General features: G+C 68.9%; 13 protein-coding genes. 6 read left to right on the forward strand and 7 right to left on the reverse strand.

What is annotated here, in order from left to right:
• Window positions 1–4 precede the first annotated feature (4 nt).
• From rho to lysA, 4 genes are all read right to left on the reverse strand, one after another.
• Entirely contained in the window at window positions 5–2,059 is a 2,055-nt protein-coding gene (gene rho, locus ACFVDO_RS04805) for a transcription termination factor Rho (RefSeq protein WP_378859909.1), read from the reverse strand.
• A gap of 178 nt (window positions 2,060–2,237) precedes the next feature.
• Window positions 2,238–3,158: a homoserine kinase gene (gene thrB / locus ACFVDO_RS04810; RefSeq protein WP_378859912.1), complete on the reverse strand. Its 921-nt coding sequence runs from the start codon at window positions 3,156–3,158 to the stop codon at window positions 2,238–2,240.
• Window positions 3,159–3,229: 71 nt separating this feature from the next.
• Entirely contained in the window at window positions 3,230–4,543 is a 1,314-nt protein-coding gene (locus tag ACFVDO_RS04815; protein WP_378859908.1) for a homoserine dehydrogenase, read from the reverse strand.
• Window positions 4,540–6,000, reverse strand: a complete 1,461-nt coding sequence (gene lysA / locus ACFVDO_RS04820) for a diaminopimelate decarboxylase (protein WP_378859907.1) — start codon at window positions 5,998–6,000, stop codon at window positions 4,540–4,542. Before lysA ends, ACFVDO_RS04815 begins: the two co-directional genes overlap by 4 nt.
• Before the next feature lie 139 nt (window positions 6,001–6,139).
• Between lysA and ACFVDO_RS04825 the strand changes: the two genes are divergently transcribed.
• Entirely contained in the window at window positions 6,140–7,198 is a 1,059-nt protein-coding gene (locus ACFVDO_RS04825) for a YhjD/YihY/BrkB family envelope integrity protein (protein WP_378859906.1), read from the forward strand.
• Window positions 7,199–7,209: 11 nt separating this feature from the next.
• Here the strand turns inward: ACFVDO_RS04825 and ACFVDO_RS04830 are convergent, their stop codons facing one another.
• From ACFVDO_RS04830 to ACFVDO_RS04840, 3 genes are read right to left on the reverse strand one after another with little or no spacing between them, the layout of a single operon-like run.
• The gene (locus tag ACFVDO_RS04830; RefSeq protein WP_378859905.1) at window positions 7,210–8,019 is read right to left on the reverse strand and encodes a DUF2993 domain-containing protein; all 810 of its coding nucleotides are present in this window, start codon (window positions 8,017–8,019) and stop codon (window positions 7,210–7,212) included.
• Window positions 8,016–9,683: an arginine--tRNA ligase gene (gene argS, locus ACFVDO_RS04835; protein ID WP_378859904.1), complete on the reverse strand. Its 1,668-nt coding sequence runs from the start codon at window positions 9,681–9,683 to the stop codon at window positions 8,016–8,018. The genes ACFVDO_RS04830 and argS overlap by 4 nt, the downstream gene beginning before the upstream one ends.
• 32 nt (window positions 9,684–9,715) lie before the next feature.
• On the reverse strand, window positions 9,716–10,723 hold the full coding sequence (locus ACFVDO_RS04840; RefSeq protein WP_378859903.1) for an N-acetylglucosamine kinase: 1,008 nt from the start codon (window positions 10,721–10,723) through the stop codon (window positions 9,716–9,718).
• A gap of 81 nt (window positions 10,724–10,804) precedes the next feature.
• Between ACFVDO_RS04840 and ACFVDO_RS04845 the strand changes: the two genes are divergently transcribed.
• The 5 genes from ACFVDO_RS04845 to ACFVDO_RS04865 all read left to right on the forward strand — a co-directional run bounded on the left by ACFVDO_RS04845 (window position 10,805) and on the right by ACFVDO_RS04865 (window position 15,943).
• Complete coding sequence (locus tag ACFVDO_RS04845; protein ID WP_378859902.1) at window positions 10,805–11,746, forward strand: MurR/RpiR family transcriptional regulator; 942 nt, start codon at window positions 10,805–10,807, stop codon at window positions 11,744–11,746.
• Window positions 11,743–12,495: a sugar isomerase domain-containing protein gene (locus ACFVDO_RS04850; RefSeq protein ID WP_378859901.1), complete on the forward strand. Its 753-nt coding sequence runs from the start codon at window positions 11,743–11,745 to the stop codon at window positions 12,493–12,495. The genes ACFVDO_RS04845 and ACFVDO_RS04850 overlap by 4 nt, the downstream gene beginning before the upstream one ends.
• Before the next feature lie 102 nt (window positions 12,496–12,597).
• Window positions 12,598–14,016 (forward strand): N-acetylglucosamine/diacetylchitobiose ABC transporter substrate-binding protein, encoded by a 1,419-nt coding sequence (gene ngcE, locus ACFVDO_RS04855; protein ID WP_378859900.1) that lies wholly within the window; start codon window positions 12,598–12,600, stop codon window positions 14,014–14,016.
• The gene (locus ACFVDO_RS04860) at window positions 14,013–15,038 is read left to right on the forward strand and encodes a carbohydrate ABC transporter permease (RefSeq protein ID WP_378886833.1); all 1,026 of its coding nucleotides are present in this window, start codon (window positions 14,013–14,015) and stop codon (window positions 15,036–15,038) included. Before ngcE ends, ACFVDO_RS04860 begins: the two co-directional genes overlap by 4 nt.
• Window positions 15,035–15,943 carry a carbohydrate ABC transporter permease gene (locus tag ACFVDO_RS04865; RefSeq protein ID WP_378859979.1) on the forward strand — a complete coding sequence of 303 codons (909 nt, stop codon included), beginning with the start codon at window positions 15,035–15,037 and terminating at the stop codon, window positions 15,941–15,943. Before ACFVDO_RS04860 ends, ACFVDO_RS04865 begins: the two co-directional genes overlap by 4 nt.
• Window positions 15,944–15,968 lie beyond the last annotated feature (25 nt).

Consider the following 15,968-nt stretch of genomic DNA (forward strand, 5'->3'; position numbering starts at 1 on the left):
GATCTCAGCGGATGCTGTTCTCGTGCCCGTGGCTGTGGCCGGTCGCCGGCGGGGCCGGGATCGACTTCTGCATCTGGATGAGGAACTCCACGTTCGAGCTGGTCTCCTTGAGCTTGCCCAGCACGACCTCGAGGGCCTGCTGCGGGTCGAGGCCCGCGAGGGCGCGACGCAGCTTCCAGGTGATCTTCACCTCGTCGGAGGACAGCAGCATCTCCTCACGGCGGGTGCTCGACGCGTTGACGTCGACCGCCGGGAAGATTCGCTTGTCGGCCAGCGCGCGCGACAGGCGCAGCTCGCTGTTGCCGGTGCCCTTGAACTCCTCGAAGATGACCTCGTCCATCTTGGAGCCGGTCTCGACCAGCGCGGTCGCGAGGATGGTCAGCGAGCCGCCGTTCTCGATGTTGCGCGCGGCGCCGAAGAAGCGCTTCGGCGGGTACAGCGCCGATGCGTCGACGCCACCGGTGAGCACACGGCCCGAGGTCGGGGTCGACACGTTGTAGGCGCGACCGAGGCGGGTGATCGAGTCGAGCAGCACGACCACGTCGCGACCCAGCTCGACCAGGCGCTTGGCGCGCTCGATCGCCAGCTCGGCCACCGTGGTGTGATCCTCGGCAGGACGGTCGAAGGTCGAGGCGATGACCTCGCCCTTCACCGAGCGCTGCATGTCGGTGACCTCTTCGGGGCGCTCGTCCACCAGGACGACCATGAGGTGCACCTCGGGGTTGTTGTGCGCGATCGCGTTCGCGATCTGCTGCAGAACGATCGTCTTGCCGGCCTTCGGGGGCGCGACGATCAGGCCGCGCTGGCCCTTGCCGATCGGGGCGACGAGGTCGATGATCCGCTGGGTCAGCTTCTCGGGCGCGGTCTCCAGGCGCAGGCGCTCCTGCGGGTACAGCGGGGTGAGCTTGCCGAACTCCACGCGAGTGCCCGCGTCGTCGGTGGACAGACCGTTGATCGAGTCGACCTTCACCAGGGCGTTGTACTTCTGGCGGCCCTGCTGCTCGCCCTCGCGGGGCTGCTTGATGGCGCCGACCACGGCGTCGCCCTTGCGCAGGTTGTACTTCTTGACCTGGCCGAGCGAGACGTACACGTCCGTGGGGCCGGGCAGGTAGCCACTGGTGCGCACGAAGGCGTAGTTGTCGAGCACGTCGAGGATGCCGGCGACCGGGATGAGGACGTCGTCCTCGCCGATCTCGGTCTCGAACTCGTCGGTGGTCTGGTTGGTGCCGCCGCGACGCTTGTTGCGCTGGCGCGAGCGGCCGCCCTGCTCGTCATCGGACGAGGACGAAGCGGACTGCTGCTGCTCCTGCTGGCCGCCCTGTCCGTTCTGACCGCCCTGGCCACGGCCGCGGTTGCGGCTGCGACTGCGGGTCCGGCCGCGGCCGGAGCCCTCTTCGCCGTCGCCGGAGTCCTTGCTCTCGCCGCCCTGGTCGGCGGACTTCTCGGCCTGACCGGAGCCGGAGTCGGATGCCTCGGACGCTGCGGACTCGCCCTCGGACTGCGCGGGCTGCTCGCTCTTCTTGCCGCGGCGGCGGGCCGGCTTGGCGGGCTGCTCGCCCTCGGCGCCGTCGTTCTCGGCAGGCTTCTCGGCGGCGGGCTTCTCGGCGGCCTGCTCGGCCTGCTCGCCGGCTTCGGCCGCCGGAGCGGCCTTCGACGACGCACGCCGCGACGACGCACGCTTGGCAGGTGCCTCGGCGGGTTCGGCGGCGGCAGCGGACTCACCGGCGGGCGTCTCGGCAGCGGGGGCTTCGCCCTCGGGCGCGGCATCCGCCTTCTTCGCGCGACTGCGCGTCGGGCGCTTCGCCTTCGGCGCCTCGGCCGGAGCCTCGGCGGCGGGGGCAGCAGTCTCGGCAGCCGGTGCGGCAGCCTCGGCCTGAGCCTTCTCGGCGGCCTTCGCCGCGGCCGTCGCCGTGGTGGCGCGACGCGGTGCGCGCTTGCGCGGCGCCTCGGCGGCCGGGGCGTCAACCGCGGCTGCGGGGGCCTCGGTGGCCGGAGTGGATGCGGGGGCGTCGTTCACCGGCGCCGCCTGGTCGTTCTGGGTCTCGGAGAAGTTCTCCACGAGTACTCCCTCATATGTCGTGGGGTATGAGCAATCCTGAGCACACAGCAGTGCTGGGTGCGTTGCACGCACAGGCGACGAGCGCCAGCCAGCCGGAACCGCGAAGGAACGGATTCCTTCTCAGACCGGGGAACACGTGCGGATCTCGCAGAAGTGCGATGGGGCCAGATTCACGAAGTTACGTGGAGCCCTCCGCTCGGTTCCTTACTGTACCACCCCGCACGTCGACTGCGAGCATGTGTGCGGCCCACGGGGTGTCCGTGACGGAATCCGCGAGTTCGACGGCGTCCTGGCGGTGGCCGGGGCCGTCGGCGAGCACCAGCACGCTGGGACCCGCCCCCGATACGACGGCGGCGAAGCCGGCCTGTCGGAGCGACTGCACCAGCCGCAGCGTCTCCGGCATCGCCGGACCCCGGTAGTCCTGATGCAGGCGGTCGGCGGTCGCGTCCAGCAGCAGCTCGGGGCTCTGCGTGAGAGCGGCGACCAGCAGGGCCGAGCGGGACACGTTGAACACGGCGTCCTCGCGCGGAACCTGGTGCGGCTGCAGTGACCGCGCCAGCGAGGTCGACATCGTGAACCCGGGCACGAACACCAGCGGCGCGACGCCGCGGTGCACGAGCAGCTTCTTGTGCGCGGGGCCGTGATCGCCGATCCACGCGATCGTCAGTCCGCCGAACAGCGCGGGGGCCACGTTGTCCGGATGCCCCTCGATCTCGGTCGCGAGCCGCAGCAGCGCCTGATCGTCGAGTTCGACGTCACCGGCGAGGAGGCCCTTCGCCGCCAGGATGCCGGCGGTCACGGCGGCTCCGGAGGACCCGAGTCCGCGGCCGTGCGGCACACCGTTGTCGGCGACGATCCGAAGCCCCGGCATCGGGCGGCCGGAATCCGCGTAGACGTGCGCGATCGTGCGCACGACCAGGTTCGTGGCGTCGGTCGGGATCTCGTCAGCTCCGGAGCCGGACACTTCGATCTCGAGACGGTCGTCGGCGAAGGACGACACCACGAGGTGGTCGTAGACGCTCAGCGCGAGCCCCAGCGTGTCGAAGCCCGGACCGAGATTCGCGCTGGTCGCGGGGACGGTGACGTCCACGGTGCGCAGCGCGCCCGCAACGGGCTCGCCGCCGGCGGGATCGACCGGTTCGGATGCGGGGACGACGGCGACGACCACGGTCACTCGCCCTCGACGCGCAGCACCGACACCACGCGCTCGACGACATCGCTGGCGGCCAGGCTGTCCACTGTGGTGCTGAGGGACTGGTCCGCTGCGCGGTGCGTGCCGATGATGAGGCGCGCGGTGCCGCCCTCCGCTGCGTTCGGCTCGGCCACCGTCTGCAGCACCGTGGCGACCGAGACACCGCCCTCGCTGAGCAGGCTCGCCACCGTGGCGAGCACGCCGGGGGCATCCGAGACCTCGAGGGTGATCTGGTAGCGCGTGGTGACGTGACCGATCGGGACGATCGGCAGATTGGCCCTGGTGGACTCCCCCACGCCCGTCCCGCCGGCGATGTGCCTGCGTGCCGCGGAGACGATGTCGCCGAGTACCGCCGACGCGGTCTGCACGCCGCCGGCACCGGCGCCGTAGAACATCAGGGGGCCGGCGGCCTCGGCCTCGACGAAGACCGCGTTGTTCGCACCGTGCACTGACGCGAGCGGGTGCGAGCGCGGCACCAGGGCCGGATAGACGCGCACCGAGATCGACTCGGCGCCCTCGTCGCCCAGGCGCTCGCAGACGGCGAGCAGCTTGATGACGAAGCCCGCATCGCGGGCCTCCTCGATCATGTCCGCCGTGACCCCGCTGATGCCCTCTCGGTGCACCGCTTCGAGCGGCACGGCCGTGTGGAAGGCCAGTGATGCCAGGATCGCCGCCTTCTGCGCGGCGTCGTAGCCCTCGACGTCGGCCGTCGGGTCCACCTCGGCGTAGCCCAGGCGCTGTGCGTCGGCGAGCACATCCGCGAAATCGGCGCCTTCGGAGTCCATCCGGTCGAGGATGTAGTTCGTCGTGCCGTTCACGATGCCCATGATCCGCACCACCCGGTCACCGGCGAGCGAGTCGCGCAGCGGGCGGATGATCGGAATGGCGCCGGCTGCGGCCGCCTCGTAGTAGACCGACGCGCCGACGCGGTCGGCGGCCTCGAAGATCTCGGGGCCGTGCGTGGCGAGCAGTGCCTTGTTGGCCGTCACGACGTCGGCACCGGAGCCGAGCGCGAGAAGGGTGTGCGCCCGAGCCGGGTCGATGCCGCCTATCAGCTCGACCACGATGTCGGCGCCGGTGATGAGGCTCTCGGCGTCAGTGGTGAACAGCTCGCGCGGCAGGTCGATGTCACGGGGCGCATCGAGGTTGCGCACCGCGATGCCCGCCAGTTCGAGCTCTGCGCCCGCGCGATCGGCGAGTTCGTCGCCGTGGCGCAGCAGCAGACCGGCCACCTGGGATCCCACGGCTCCGGCACCCAGCAGCGCCACTCGAAGTCGTCGGTACTCGCTCATCTCTCTCCTTCGGAACTGTGCAGCTGCTCTCCCGCGGAGGCGGGCGGTTGCGAGGCATCGGAATCGGGCTCCGTGATGCCGACATCGCGGGACAGCAGATCGGCCACGGTCTCGCCGCGCACGATCACCCGGGCCGCGCCGTCGCGCACGGCGACGATCGGCGGACGCGGGACATGGTTGTAGTTGCTCGACAGCGGAGCGCAGTAGGCGCCGGTCGCCGGCACCGCCAGCAGGTCGCCCGGTGCGGCGTCCACAGGCAGGTACTCGTGATCCACGACGATGTCGCCGGACTCGCAGTGCTTGCCGACCACACGCGACAGCACGGGCTCGCCGCCGCTCTCGCGGGAGGCGAGTCGCGCAGAGAACTGGGCGCCGTACAGCGCGGGACGCGCGTTGTCGCTCATGCCTCCGTCAACGCTGAGGTAGCGGCGGCTGCCGCTATCGAGGACGACGTCCTTGACCGTGCCGATCTCGTAGAGCGTGACCCCGGCGTTGCCGATGATCGCGCGACCGGGCTCGAACGAAAGCACCGGCGTGTCGATGCCGCGCGCCGCGCAGCCTTCGGCGACTGCGGCGACGATTCCCTCGGCGAGCTCCGCGACGGGTGCGGGGTCGTCGACGCGGGTGTAGGCGATCCCGAAACCGCCGCCCAGGTTCAGCTGCGGGACGGGACCGCCCTCGAGCAGTTCGGCGTGCAGGTCCAGCACGCGGGAGGCGGACTCGCGGAACCCGGCGACGCCGAAGATCTGCGACCCGATGTGGCAGTGCAGTCCGATGAATTCCAGCCCGGGCAGCTCGCGGATGCGGGCGACCATCGCCGCGGCATCCGCCAGCGGAGTGCCGAACTTCTGGTCCTCGTGAGCGGTCGCGAGGAAATCGTGCGTCTCGGCGTGCACGCCGCTGTTCACCCGCAGCATCACGCGCTGCACGGAGCCGGTGCGTGCGGTGATCGCCGCGAGACGCTCGATCTCGATCGCACTGTCGATGATGACGGTGCCGACGCCGACCTCCACCGCGCGCTCGAGCTCCGCGACCGACTTGTTGTTGCCATGGAAGCCGATCTGCGCCGGGTCGACGGACGCCGCCAGAGCGACCTGCAGCTCGCCACCGGTGCACACGTCGACGTTCAGCCCCTCCTCGACCATCCATCGTGCGACGGCCGTCGAGAGGAAGGCCTTGCCCGCGTAGTAGATGCGCGCGCTCGTGCCGTGCGCCGAAGCGGCCGCTTCGAAGGCATCACGCAGTGCCGCCGCGCGACGACGCACCTCGCCCTCATCGAGGACGAGCAAGGGAGTGCGGTAGGAGCGCACCAGGTCGCCGACGGGCACACCACCGATGACGAGCGCTCCGTCCGCGTCGCGGTGCGCGGATGCCGGCCACACCCCCGCCGCGAGATCGTCGGGATCATCGGGCACGGCCAGCCAGTCGGGGGCGAGCGCAGTGGGGGCGGAATGCACGGAGCAGGACACCAATCGTGGGAGGGATCCTCGGGCGGAACGGTGCACGCCGCGAGGTTCCCCCGATTCTAGGGCACCGTCGCAGGACCTCCCGTCAAGGCCTGTGCCTCATTACGAGCCCTTCGGTAGGGTGGCGCCGATGGAAGACGAATCGCCCTCGAACCGTCCGGCGCCCGTCTCCGCCGCGCCGGTCCGGTGGCGGGACGCGCTGATCCGCGCCGCGCTGCGCCTGCGCCCTGTGAGGGCCGTGCTGCTGCACCTTGCGCGGCGCGGACCGATGCTCGCCGATGCGGTGACCTACCGTGCTCTGTTCAGCGTGTTCGCCGCCGTGCTGCTGGGCTTCTCGGTCGCGGCGCTCTGGCTCGCCGGCAACGACGCCGCGTGGAACGCCGTCATCTCCGCAGTGGACGTCGCCCTGCCCGGCCTGATCGCGAAGGACGGCGAGGGCGGGATAGTCGACCCGTCGAGCATCCGGGCGCCCGCCGGCCTCACGATCGCGGGAGCGCTGTCCGCGATCGGGCTGATCGGGTCTGCACTGGGCGGCATCGGCTCGCTGCGCGCAGCGATGCGCACGATGTGCGGCACCGCCGCCGAGGACGTTCCCTGGCTGCGCGCGACCGCACGCAACCTGCTGCTCGCCGTCGTGATCGGTGCGACCTTCCTCGCTGCAGCGTTCCTCACGTTCGCCAGTGGCGTCGCCGTGCGCTGGTCCGCCGGCGCGGTGGGTATGCCGGCCGATTCCGGGGCCGTGTTCTGGTCGGTGCGCGTGCTGTCGCTGTGCATCGTGCTCGCGCTGAACATGGTGCTCATCGTCGCCGCGTTCCGCGCTCTCTCGGGTGTGCGCGCCCCGCGGCGCGCGCTCTGGGGCGGAGCGCTCGGCGGAGCCGTCGGTCTGCTCGTGCTGCAGGAGCTGTCCGGCCTGTTCGTCAGCGGGGCGAAGGCGAATCCCCTGCTTGCCTCGTTCGCGTCACTGCTGGCGCTGCTGATCTGGCTCAACCTCTCGACGCAGGTGATCCTGCTCACGACGGCGTACATCGCCATCGCCGCAGAGGAGAGCAGCGATCGTGTGCTCAGCAGGCACGGTGCCCAGACCCTGGCGCAGTACCGGCTGCGTCGCGCGGAGCAGGACGTCGCCGTCGCCACCTCGGCACTGCGACAGGCACAGCGCGCGGCGTCCGACGAGCGCGACCGGTCCTGACCCGATGCGGCTCAGGGGCAGGTGCCGTTCTCCTGCAGCGACTGGTCGGTGCCGATCCTGCCGTCGACGGCCACATCGGCCGCTGCCGTGTCACCGACGATCTTCAGACCGGTGAGGGTGATGCCCGCCGGCAGCTGGTCGGCGATGCAGATCCGGTGCGTCTCCGCGAGTCCCGAGCCGATCCCGCCGAGCCGATCGGCGAGTTGCGCGAGGTCGAGATCGATCCCGCCGAGCTTCGCTGATACCGGGGTGAGCAGCAGCTCACCGGCATCCGCTCCAGGTGTGACCGTCAGGGACACCGGGATCGACATCCCCAGCACGGGCACGCTGCCGCTCGCCGTGACATCCGGCGCGTCGAACGCGATCTTCTCGATCGGCAGATCGGCCTTCTTCACCAGTGCGGCGAACTGGTCCTCGGGGATGGTGACCGTTCCGGATGCGTGGCCGATCTCCCCGCCGCTGAGCGACACGCCCTTCGCGACCACATCGACGGCACCGGTGATGCCGCCCAGTTCGACGCTGTCGCTGGCGAGCTCGAGCGTGGCGAGCCGGCCGGAGATCAGCTGCGGCACCAGCAGACCGGACGTCTGCACGTCGAGCTGCTGGTCGGCGGGAAGCTCCATGCTGTCGATGACCACGCTGCGCACGATGCTCGGCACCACGGCGCGCGCGACCAGTTCGGCGGCCACGGCGAGCGCGGCGATCACCACCACGACGATCAGCAGCACCCACGGCCAGCGCGCGCGGCGCTTCGGCTGCGGCGCGGCCGGCATGAGGTCGTCCGGCAGCGGCAGCGTGTGGTACGCGGATGTGTCGCTCACATGCGCTCCGGGGCGCTGACGCCGAGCAGTCCGAGACCGTTGCGCAGCACGATGCCGGTGGCGTCGTTCAGCCACAGCCGGGTGCGGTGCACGGTCTCGATCGGGTCGTCGCCCTGCGGGATAACGCGGCAGTTGTCGTACCAGCGGTGGTACAGACCGGCGAGCTCCTCGAGGTAGCGCGCGATGCGGTGCGGCTCGCGCACCTCGGCGGCGAACGCGACCAGACGCGGGAACTCCTGCAGCGCGCCGAGCAGCGCCGACTCGGTCTCGTGGGTCAGCGTCTCGGGGGCGAACTCCGAGTGGTCCACACCGGAGTCCCCCGCGTTCCGGGCGACGTTGTGTGTGCGGGCGTGCGCGTACTGCACGTAGAACACCGGGTTGTCGTTGGTGCGCTTCTGCAGCTGCTCGGGATCGAGGTCGAGCGGCGAGTCGGCCGGCGAGCGCTCCAGCGAGTAGCGCAGCGCGTCGGCGCCGAGCCAGTTCAGCAGGTCGTCCATCTCGATGATGTTGCCTGCGCGCTTGCTCAGCCGTGCGCCGTTGATCGACACCATCTGGCCGATCAGCACCTGGATGTTCTTCTCCGGGTCCTCGCCCGCGGCACCGGCGACGGCCTTGAGCCTGTTCACGTAGCCGTGGTGGTCGGCGCCGAGCAGGTAGATCTTGTTCTCGAAGCCGCGGTCGCCCTTGTTCAGGTAGTACGCGGCATCCGCGGCGAAATACGTGTACTCGCCGTTCGAACGGCGGATGACGCGGTCCTTGTCATCCGTGAAGTCGGTGGTGCGCACCCAGACGGCGCCCTCGTCATCGAACACGTGGCCCTGTTCGCGCAGTCGGTCGACGGCCTGGTCGATCAGGCTCGGGCCGCCGTCGACGGACGCCGCGTGCAGCGTGCGCTCCGAGAACCAGACGTCGAAGGGCACGTTGAACCGCTCCAGCGAGTTCTTGATCTCGGCGAGCTGGTACTCATAGGCGAGGTCGCGCGCGACGACCAGCTGCTCATCCTCGGGAAGCTCGAGAAGGTCGGGGCGCGCCGCGAGCACACGACCGGCGAGCGTCGCGATGTACTCACCCGGGTAACCGCCCTCGGGTGTCGGCTCGCCCTTGGCGGCAGCGACGATGGAGTCGCCGAAGCGCTGCATCTGCACGCCTGCGTCGTTGATGTAATACTCGCGCACGGCATTCGCCCCGCTCGCCAGCAGCAGGCGCACGATCGAGTCGCCGAGCGCAGCCCAACGGGTGTGCGCGATGTGCAGCGGGCCGGTCGGGTTCGCGGAGACGAACTCGACGTTCACCGAGACCCCCGCCTGCGAGTCGTTGGTGCCGTACGTCTCGCCGGCGTCCACGATCGTCTTCGCGAGGGCACCCGCGGCTGCGGCGTCCAGTCGGATGTTCAGGAACCCGGGGCCTGCGACGTCCGCCGCGGCGATGCCGTCCGACTGCACGAGCCCGTCGGCGACGCGCTGCGCGAGCTCGCGCGGGTTGGTGCCCAGCCGCTTGGCCAGACGCATCGCGATGTTCGAGGACCAGTCGCCGTGGTCACGGTTGCGCGGGCGCTCCAGCACGATGTCTGATGCCGAGAGAGCCGGCTCTTCCCCGGGTCGCAGCGACGCCGCGATCGGGGTGATGACGGCGAGGATTTCCTGGGCGAGCGTTTCCGGGTTCATAGACCTTCTAGTCTACGTGGTGCTCCTGTGCGTCAGCGGGCGCGGGCGGCCGCGACGGATGCCGTCAGCCTCGCGTGCCCCTCCCCGTCGACGACGACTCCCGCATGCCGGAGGGCGAGCGCCGCCGCGCCGACAACTCCGTCGGCCACCGGGATGAACCTCACCTCCGGGTCGCGCTCCCGGACCAGGTGCCGGAACGTCTCGGACAGCAGCCCCTCCTGCGAGAGCACGCTCCCACCCACCACCACGGGCCCGGAGCCCCTGTGCACGGCGGTGAACGACTGCGCGAGCAGTTCGCCTGCGCGCAACAGGATGCCGCGCGCGATCTCGTCCTCACCGGCGGCGGCAAACACCAGCGGAGCCAGGCGTGCCAGCTCGACCGGGCGACCGCGGTAGATCGCGCGGATCAGCCCCTCGAGCTTCGCGGGGCGACCGTAGCCGAGCGAGAAGTCGGCGGGCACGACCTGGAGCGCATCGAGCACTGCTTCGGTCAGTGCCGTCGCCGGCCCTCGATCGTCGAGGTCCTCGACCGCCGCGAGCGCGGCATGATGGCCGATCCAGAAGCCGCTCCCCCGGTCTCCGAGCAGCCAGCCGACGCCGTCGGTCGTCGCCTCCAGCGTGCCGCCCGAGACTCGGATGACGGCGGCGCCGGTGCCGGACACGATCGCATATCCGTCCTGCTCCGCGGTGCCGGAGAAGTACAGGGCCAGCAGGTCGGACTCGAAGCCCAGCTCCCCGCCGTAGCCGGCGGTGGCGAGCGCATCGACCAACCAGCCCACCTCACCGCCGGCGCCGTGACCGGCCATCGCCGCGATCACATGATCGATCTCGCCGATCCCGCGGTCGGCGGCCCGGAGCGCCTGCGACACCGCGTCGACGATGCTCTCGCCTGCGAGCAGCACCCCCGCCGACGTCGGGTTCCCGCTGCCCGACTTCCCGTAGCCGAGGCACTCGCCGTCCCGGGTGAGCAGCGTCGCCCTGGTGGAGGTTCCACCCGCGTCGATGCCCACGATCAGGCGATCGCGATCGAAATCTCTCATGTTCATCGTTGACCTCGGAGCAGAATGAGAATAGGTTTCAGAAAGACGCTTACCAAACGTATGCGATTTTCACTGGAGGCAATGGTGCCACGGACCGAGACGACCGGCAACGATGTCAGCATCGCACGCCGGATCGACGCCGGGCGCTGGCGGATGCCGGCCGCCATGGCCAGGGTCGCAGACGTCGTGGAGCAGCATCCTTCTGCGCCGCTCGAGTGGACGATCAGCGAACTCGCGACGCGCGCGCAGACGTCCGCGGCGACGGTCACCCGGTTCTGCCGCCTCATCGGCTTCGACGGCTACACGGAGCTCCGGGTCCGCGTCGCCTCCGAGATCGGCCGCGCGAGCGCGACCGACGAGGCTCCGCGTCGCGCACGCCGAGTCCTGGGGGAAGACGATCCGCCCGAGGTCCTCATGCAGACCCTCGTCGAGACGCACGGCCGTGCGATCCAGGCGACGGTCGATCGACTGGATCTGGGCGCCGTGGAGCGCGCGGCGAAGGCGATCGCGCACTGCGATCATCTGGACATCTACGCGGTGGGCTCCAGCGGGACGATCGCCGCCTTCCTCCGAGATCGCCTGTACCGGATCGGAGTGAACGCGCATCTGTGGACCTCTGCTCATGACGGCCTCACCTCGGCCGCGCTGCAGGGCAGCAGCAGCGCCGCCATCGGCATGTCCACCACGGGCAGCACGATCGACACGGTTCAGATGCTGTCCCGAGCCGCCGCCTCCGGCGCCTTCACCCTGGCGATCACCCAGGACGCTCATTCTGCGCTCGCCGATGCTGCGGACGAGGTCGTCACCACGGCCGCGCAGTCGCCCACGATCCGGCCCGATGATCTGTCCGCGCCGCACGCGCAGCTCTTCATCATCGACCTGCTCTACTACCTGGTCGCACAGCAGGACTTCCCCGCATCACGGGCCCGACTCGAAGACACCGCTCGCGCGGTCGCCGGTCTGCGGCGTCCACGATGGCGCTCCACCGCACACCTGCCCCGAGGCATCCAGGAGATCCGATGACCGCCACCCCCACTGACCTGCTGCGCGAGGCCACCACCCGACTCGAGCGCATCGCCGCGCTCGCCGAGGACGGCGGCCTGGACGGCGCGATCTCGCTGCTCACCCGCGCCCTCGAGGACGGCGGCGTCATCCACGCGTTCGGCACCGGACACTCGGAGGCGTTCGCGATGGAGATCGCCGGCCGCGCCGGCGGGCTCATCCCGACGAACAAGATCGCGCTGCGCGACCTCGTGCTGCACGGCGATCGGGATGCCGACATCCTGAACGCGTCTCTGGAGCGCGAGCCCTGGGTGGTGGACGAGCTCATGGCGCTCACCCCCGTCGGTGAGCACGACGTGTTCGTGATCGCCTCGAACTCCGGCGTCAACGGCTCGATCGTCGGCGTCGCCGTCTGGGCGAAGGAGCACGGTCATCCGGTCATCGCCGTGACCAGCCTGGATCACACCTCGAGGGTCGAGTCCAAGCATCCGAGCGGGAAGCGGCTCAGCGAGGTCGCCGACGTCGTCATCGACAACCTCGCGCCCTACGGGGACGCCACTCTCGAGGTGACCGACGGCGTCGCTGCAGGTGCGATCTCGTCGATCACCGCCGCCTTCATCGCGCAGCTGCTGACGCTCGGCGTCGCCCGCGCGATCGCCGAGACCGGTGAGAAGCCGCCCATGTACATCTCTGCCAACATCCCGGGAGGAGACGAACACAACCACGCACTGGAAGAGCTCTACGCGGACCGCATCCGTCGCGGCGACTGACGCCGCCGGATCGTTATCCACGCAGAGCACCGTTACGAATACCCTGGGCCGCAAGGCCACCACAAACCACACATCCCCAACACCAGGGAAGGTAGTCACAAGATGGAACTCGAGAACACCTCCATCAGCCGCCGCAACCTGCTGCGCGGAGCCATCGCCACGGCGGCGCTGGTCCCGTTCGGCATGACGCTCGCCTCGTGCGCAGCGCCCGGCGGCGGCAGCAGCGGCGGCGGCTCGACGGGCAAGGTCACCGCTGACAACCCGTTCGGAGTCGCGGCGAACTCGAAGGTCGACGCGGTCATCTTCAACGGCGGCTACGGCATCGACTATGTCGAGAACTCCGCGAAGATCATGGCGGCGAACAAGAAGCTCGACGGTGTGACCGTCAAGGTCTCGTCGTCCACCAAGATCGCGCAGGAGCTGCAGCCCCGCTTCGTGGGCGGCAACCCGCCGGACCTGATCGACAACTCGGGTGCGAACTCGATCGGCTGGAACACGATCCTCGACCAGCTCGAGGAGCTGGACGATGTGTTCGAGGCCAACAACCTCGAGGGCACCAAGATCGCGGACACCGTGTACGGCGGCGTCAAGGACCCCGGCACCTTCGACGGCAAGTTCAAGGCGCTGAACTACGTCATGACGATCTACGGCATCTGGTACTCCGGATCGCTGTTCGAGAAGGAGGGCTTCCAGGTCCCGAAGACCTGGCAGGACCTTCCCGCGCTCGGCGCCGCGGCCAAGGCCAAGGGCAAGTACCTGTTCCTCTGGGGCAAGGAGGCGGCGACGTACTACCAGACGCTCGTCATCGACTCGGCGGTCATCCAGGGCGGCGACGATGTGCGCCTGCCGCTGGAGAACCTCGACCCGAAGGCCTGGTCGAACCCGATCATCCAGGAGATCCTGACGATCCTGTACGACCTGATCAAGGCCGGCTACATGAAGCCGGGCGGCGGCGGAACGCAGTTCACGCAGGCGCAGTCGCAGTGGAGCCTGGACCAGGCTGCTCTGCTCTACCCCTCGGGCTCGTGGATCGAAAACGAGATGAAGAAGCAGACCGCGCCCGACTTCAAGATGATGGGCATGACCGAGCTGCCGCTGGACGACAAGCAGACCACCCCGGCGGGCTTCGCGCGCGCCGAGGCGGGCGAGCCGTTCATCGTCCCGACCAAGGCGAAGAACCCGGCCGGCGGCAAGGAGCTGCTGCGCACCATGCTGTCGAAGGAGTCCGCCACCGCGTTCGCGAAGAGCAAGTTCGCTCCCACGATCGTGAAGGGCACCGTCCCCGAGGACGGCTTCGGCTCGACCGCCCTGCAGTCGCAGGGCAAGATGCTGGAAGCTGCGGGCGACAACGTGTTCACGATCAAGTCGACCAACCTGTACGGCATGAACTCCGACCAGCTGCCGATCTGGAACTCGTTCCTGGCCGGTGGCATGACGGTCGCCGAGATCACGAAGCAGCTGCAGGCACTGGTGGACAAGGTCGCGAACGACAGCTCCATCACGAAGATCGAGATCAAGTGAGCAATTCCACTCCTAGCGGAGGGCCGGGCTTTCAGACAGCCGCGGTCACCGCGGCACGCACGGGGCGCCGCAAGGCGCCCCGTGCGGGGCTTCCGCGCAAGCTGAACTGGGACTACGGATCTTTCCTGCTGGTCTTCCTGCTCCTGCCCCTGGCTATCTTCCTGGTCTTCGTGATCTCCCCGTTCGTCCAGGCGCTGTACTACTCGATGACGAACTGGACCGGGTTCTCACCGAACATGCAGTTCGTCGGTCTGCAGAACTTCGTCAAGCTGTTCCAGGACCAGACGTTCCTGAAGGCGATGGGGAACAACATCCTGCTCGCCGTGGTCGTCCCGCTGATCACCATCGTGATCGCACTGATCTTCGCGAGCATGATCACCGTCGGCGGCCCGAGCCACGGCAACGTCCGGGGTCTGAAGGGCTCGAGCTTCTACCGCGTGGTGTCGTTCTTCCCGTACGTCATCCCCGCGATCGTCATCGCGATCCTGTGGAGCATGATCTACGCTCCGACAGGTCTGCTCAATGGCGTCCTGGGTATCTTCGGCATCGACAACAACCAGTTCGCCTGGCTGGGCGAGGAGAGCACCGCCATGGGTGCGACGATCTTCGTGATCGTCTGGAGCATGGTCGGCTTCTACATGATCCTGTTCATCGCCGCGATCAAGGGTCTGCCCGGCGAGACGCTCGAGGCGGCACGCATCGACGGCGCCGGACGTTTCCGCACGGTCACCTCGATCCTGCTGCCGCAGATGCGAGACAACGTGCAGACCGCGTACATCTACCTGGGGATCATGGCCCTGGACGCCTTCGTCTACATGGCCGGTCTGAACTCGACCGGTGGGCCCTCGAACACCACGCTGGTGATGAGCCAGTACCTGTTCCGCACCGCCTTCGAGAAGGGCCAGTTCGGCCTCGCCACCGCCATGGGCGTGGTGCTCGCGGCGATCACCCTGCTGTTCGCCGCCGTCGTGATCGGCGTGTTCCGCCTGGTCGGCGGCAAGGATGAAGGAGGACGCGCATGAGCACCGACACGCGCGCCGCGGTCACGATCGACAAGGGCAAGCACTCCGCTCCCAAGATCCGCACGACGAAGTCGACCACCGGAGACAAGGTCGTCGGGGGCATCTCGCACGGCGTCCTCGTGATCTGGTCGATCATCGTCATCCTGCCGATGGTCTGGACCCTGATCGGATCGTTCAAGACCACGAAGGAGATCTTCGCCAGCCCGTTCGGGCTGCCCGCGAACTGGAACTTCAACAACTACATCAGCGCCTGGGTCGACAACAACTTCGGCGGGATGTTCGTGAACACCGTCATCGTCGTGGGCGTCTCGCTGGTCCTGGTGATGGTGCTCGGCGCCATGTGCGCCTACGTGCTTGCCAGGTTCGAGATCCCGGGCAGCCGGATCATCTACTACCTGATGCTGGCGGGGCTCACCTTCCCGGTGTTCCTCGCGATCGTGCCCCTGTTCTTCATCCTGCAGGGCATGGGACTGCTGAACACGCTGCCTGGCCTGATCCTCACCTACGTGGCGTTCGCGCTGCCGTTCACCGTGTTCTTCCTGTTCTCGTTCTTCAAGTCGCTGCCCTACGAGATCCAGGAGGCCGCATACGTGGACGGCGCCAGTGAATGGCGCACGTTCTTCCAGGTGATGCTGCCGATGGCCAAGCCCGGCATGGCGGCGATCGCGATCATGAACTTCCTCGGCCTGTGGAACCAGTTCCTGCTCCCGATCTCACTGAACACGAACCAGGACAACTACGTGCTGTCCCAGGGCATGGCGTCGTACGCGTCGTCGGCAGGCTATGCGCTGGACTTCGGGCAGATGTTCGCCGCCGTGATGATCACGATCATCCCGGTGCTGATCGTCTACATCCTGTTCCAGCGCCAGCTGCAGGGCTCGGTGTCGCAGGGCACGTCCAAGTAGTCGGCGGAGCGCTTATCCTCGGATC

It is taken from the genome of Microbacterium sp. NPDC057741 (genome assembly GCF_042798735.1).
GTDB lineage: Bacteria > Actinomycetota > Actinomycetes > Actinomycetales > Microbacteriaceae > Microbacterium.

Excerpts from the sequence above, each read along its gene's own strand:
- ACFVDO_RS04815 (WP_378859908.1), bottom strand. The coding sequence starts at position 4,543 with ATGAGCGAGTACCGACGACTTCGAGTGGCGCTGCTGGGTGCCGGAGCC.
- ACFVDO_RS04825 (WP_378859906.1), top strand. The coding sequence starts at position 6,140 with ATGGAAGACGAATCGCCCTCGAACCGTCCGGCGCCCGTCTCCGCCGCG.
- argS (WP_378859904.1), bottom strand. The coding sequence starts at position 9,683 with ATGAACCCGGAAACGCTCGCCCAGGAAATCCTCGCCGTCATCACCCCG.
- ACFVDO_RS04840 (WP_378859903.1), bottom strand. The coding sequence starts at position 10,723 with ATGAGAGATTTCGATCGCGATCGCCTGATCGTGGGCATCGACGCGGGT.
- ACFVDO_RS04845 (WP_378859902.1), top strand. The coding sequence starts at position 10,805 with ATGGTGCCACGGACCGAGACGACCGGCAACGATGTCAGCATCGCACGC.
- ACFVDO_RS04850 (WP_378859901.1), top strand. The coding sequence starts at position 11,743 with ATGACCGCCACCCCCACTGACCTGCTGCGCGAGGCCACCACCCGACTC.
- ngcE (WP_378859900.1), top strand. The coding sequence starts at position 12,598 with ATGGAACTCGAGAACACCTCCATCAGCCGCCGCAACCTGCTGCGCGGA.
- ACFVDO_RS04865 (WP_378859979.1), top strand. The coding sequence starts at position 15,035 with ATGAGCACCGACACGCGCGCCGCGGTCACGATCGACAAGGGCAAGCAC.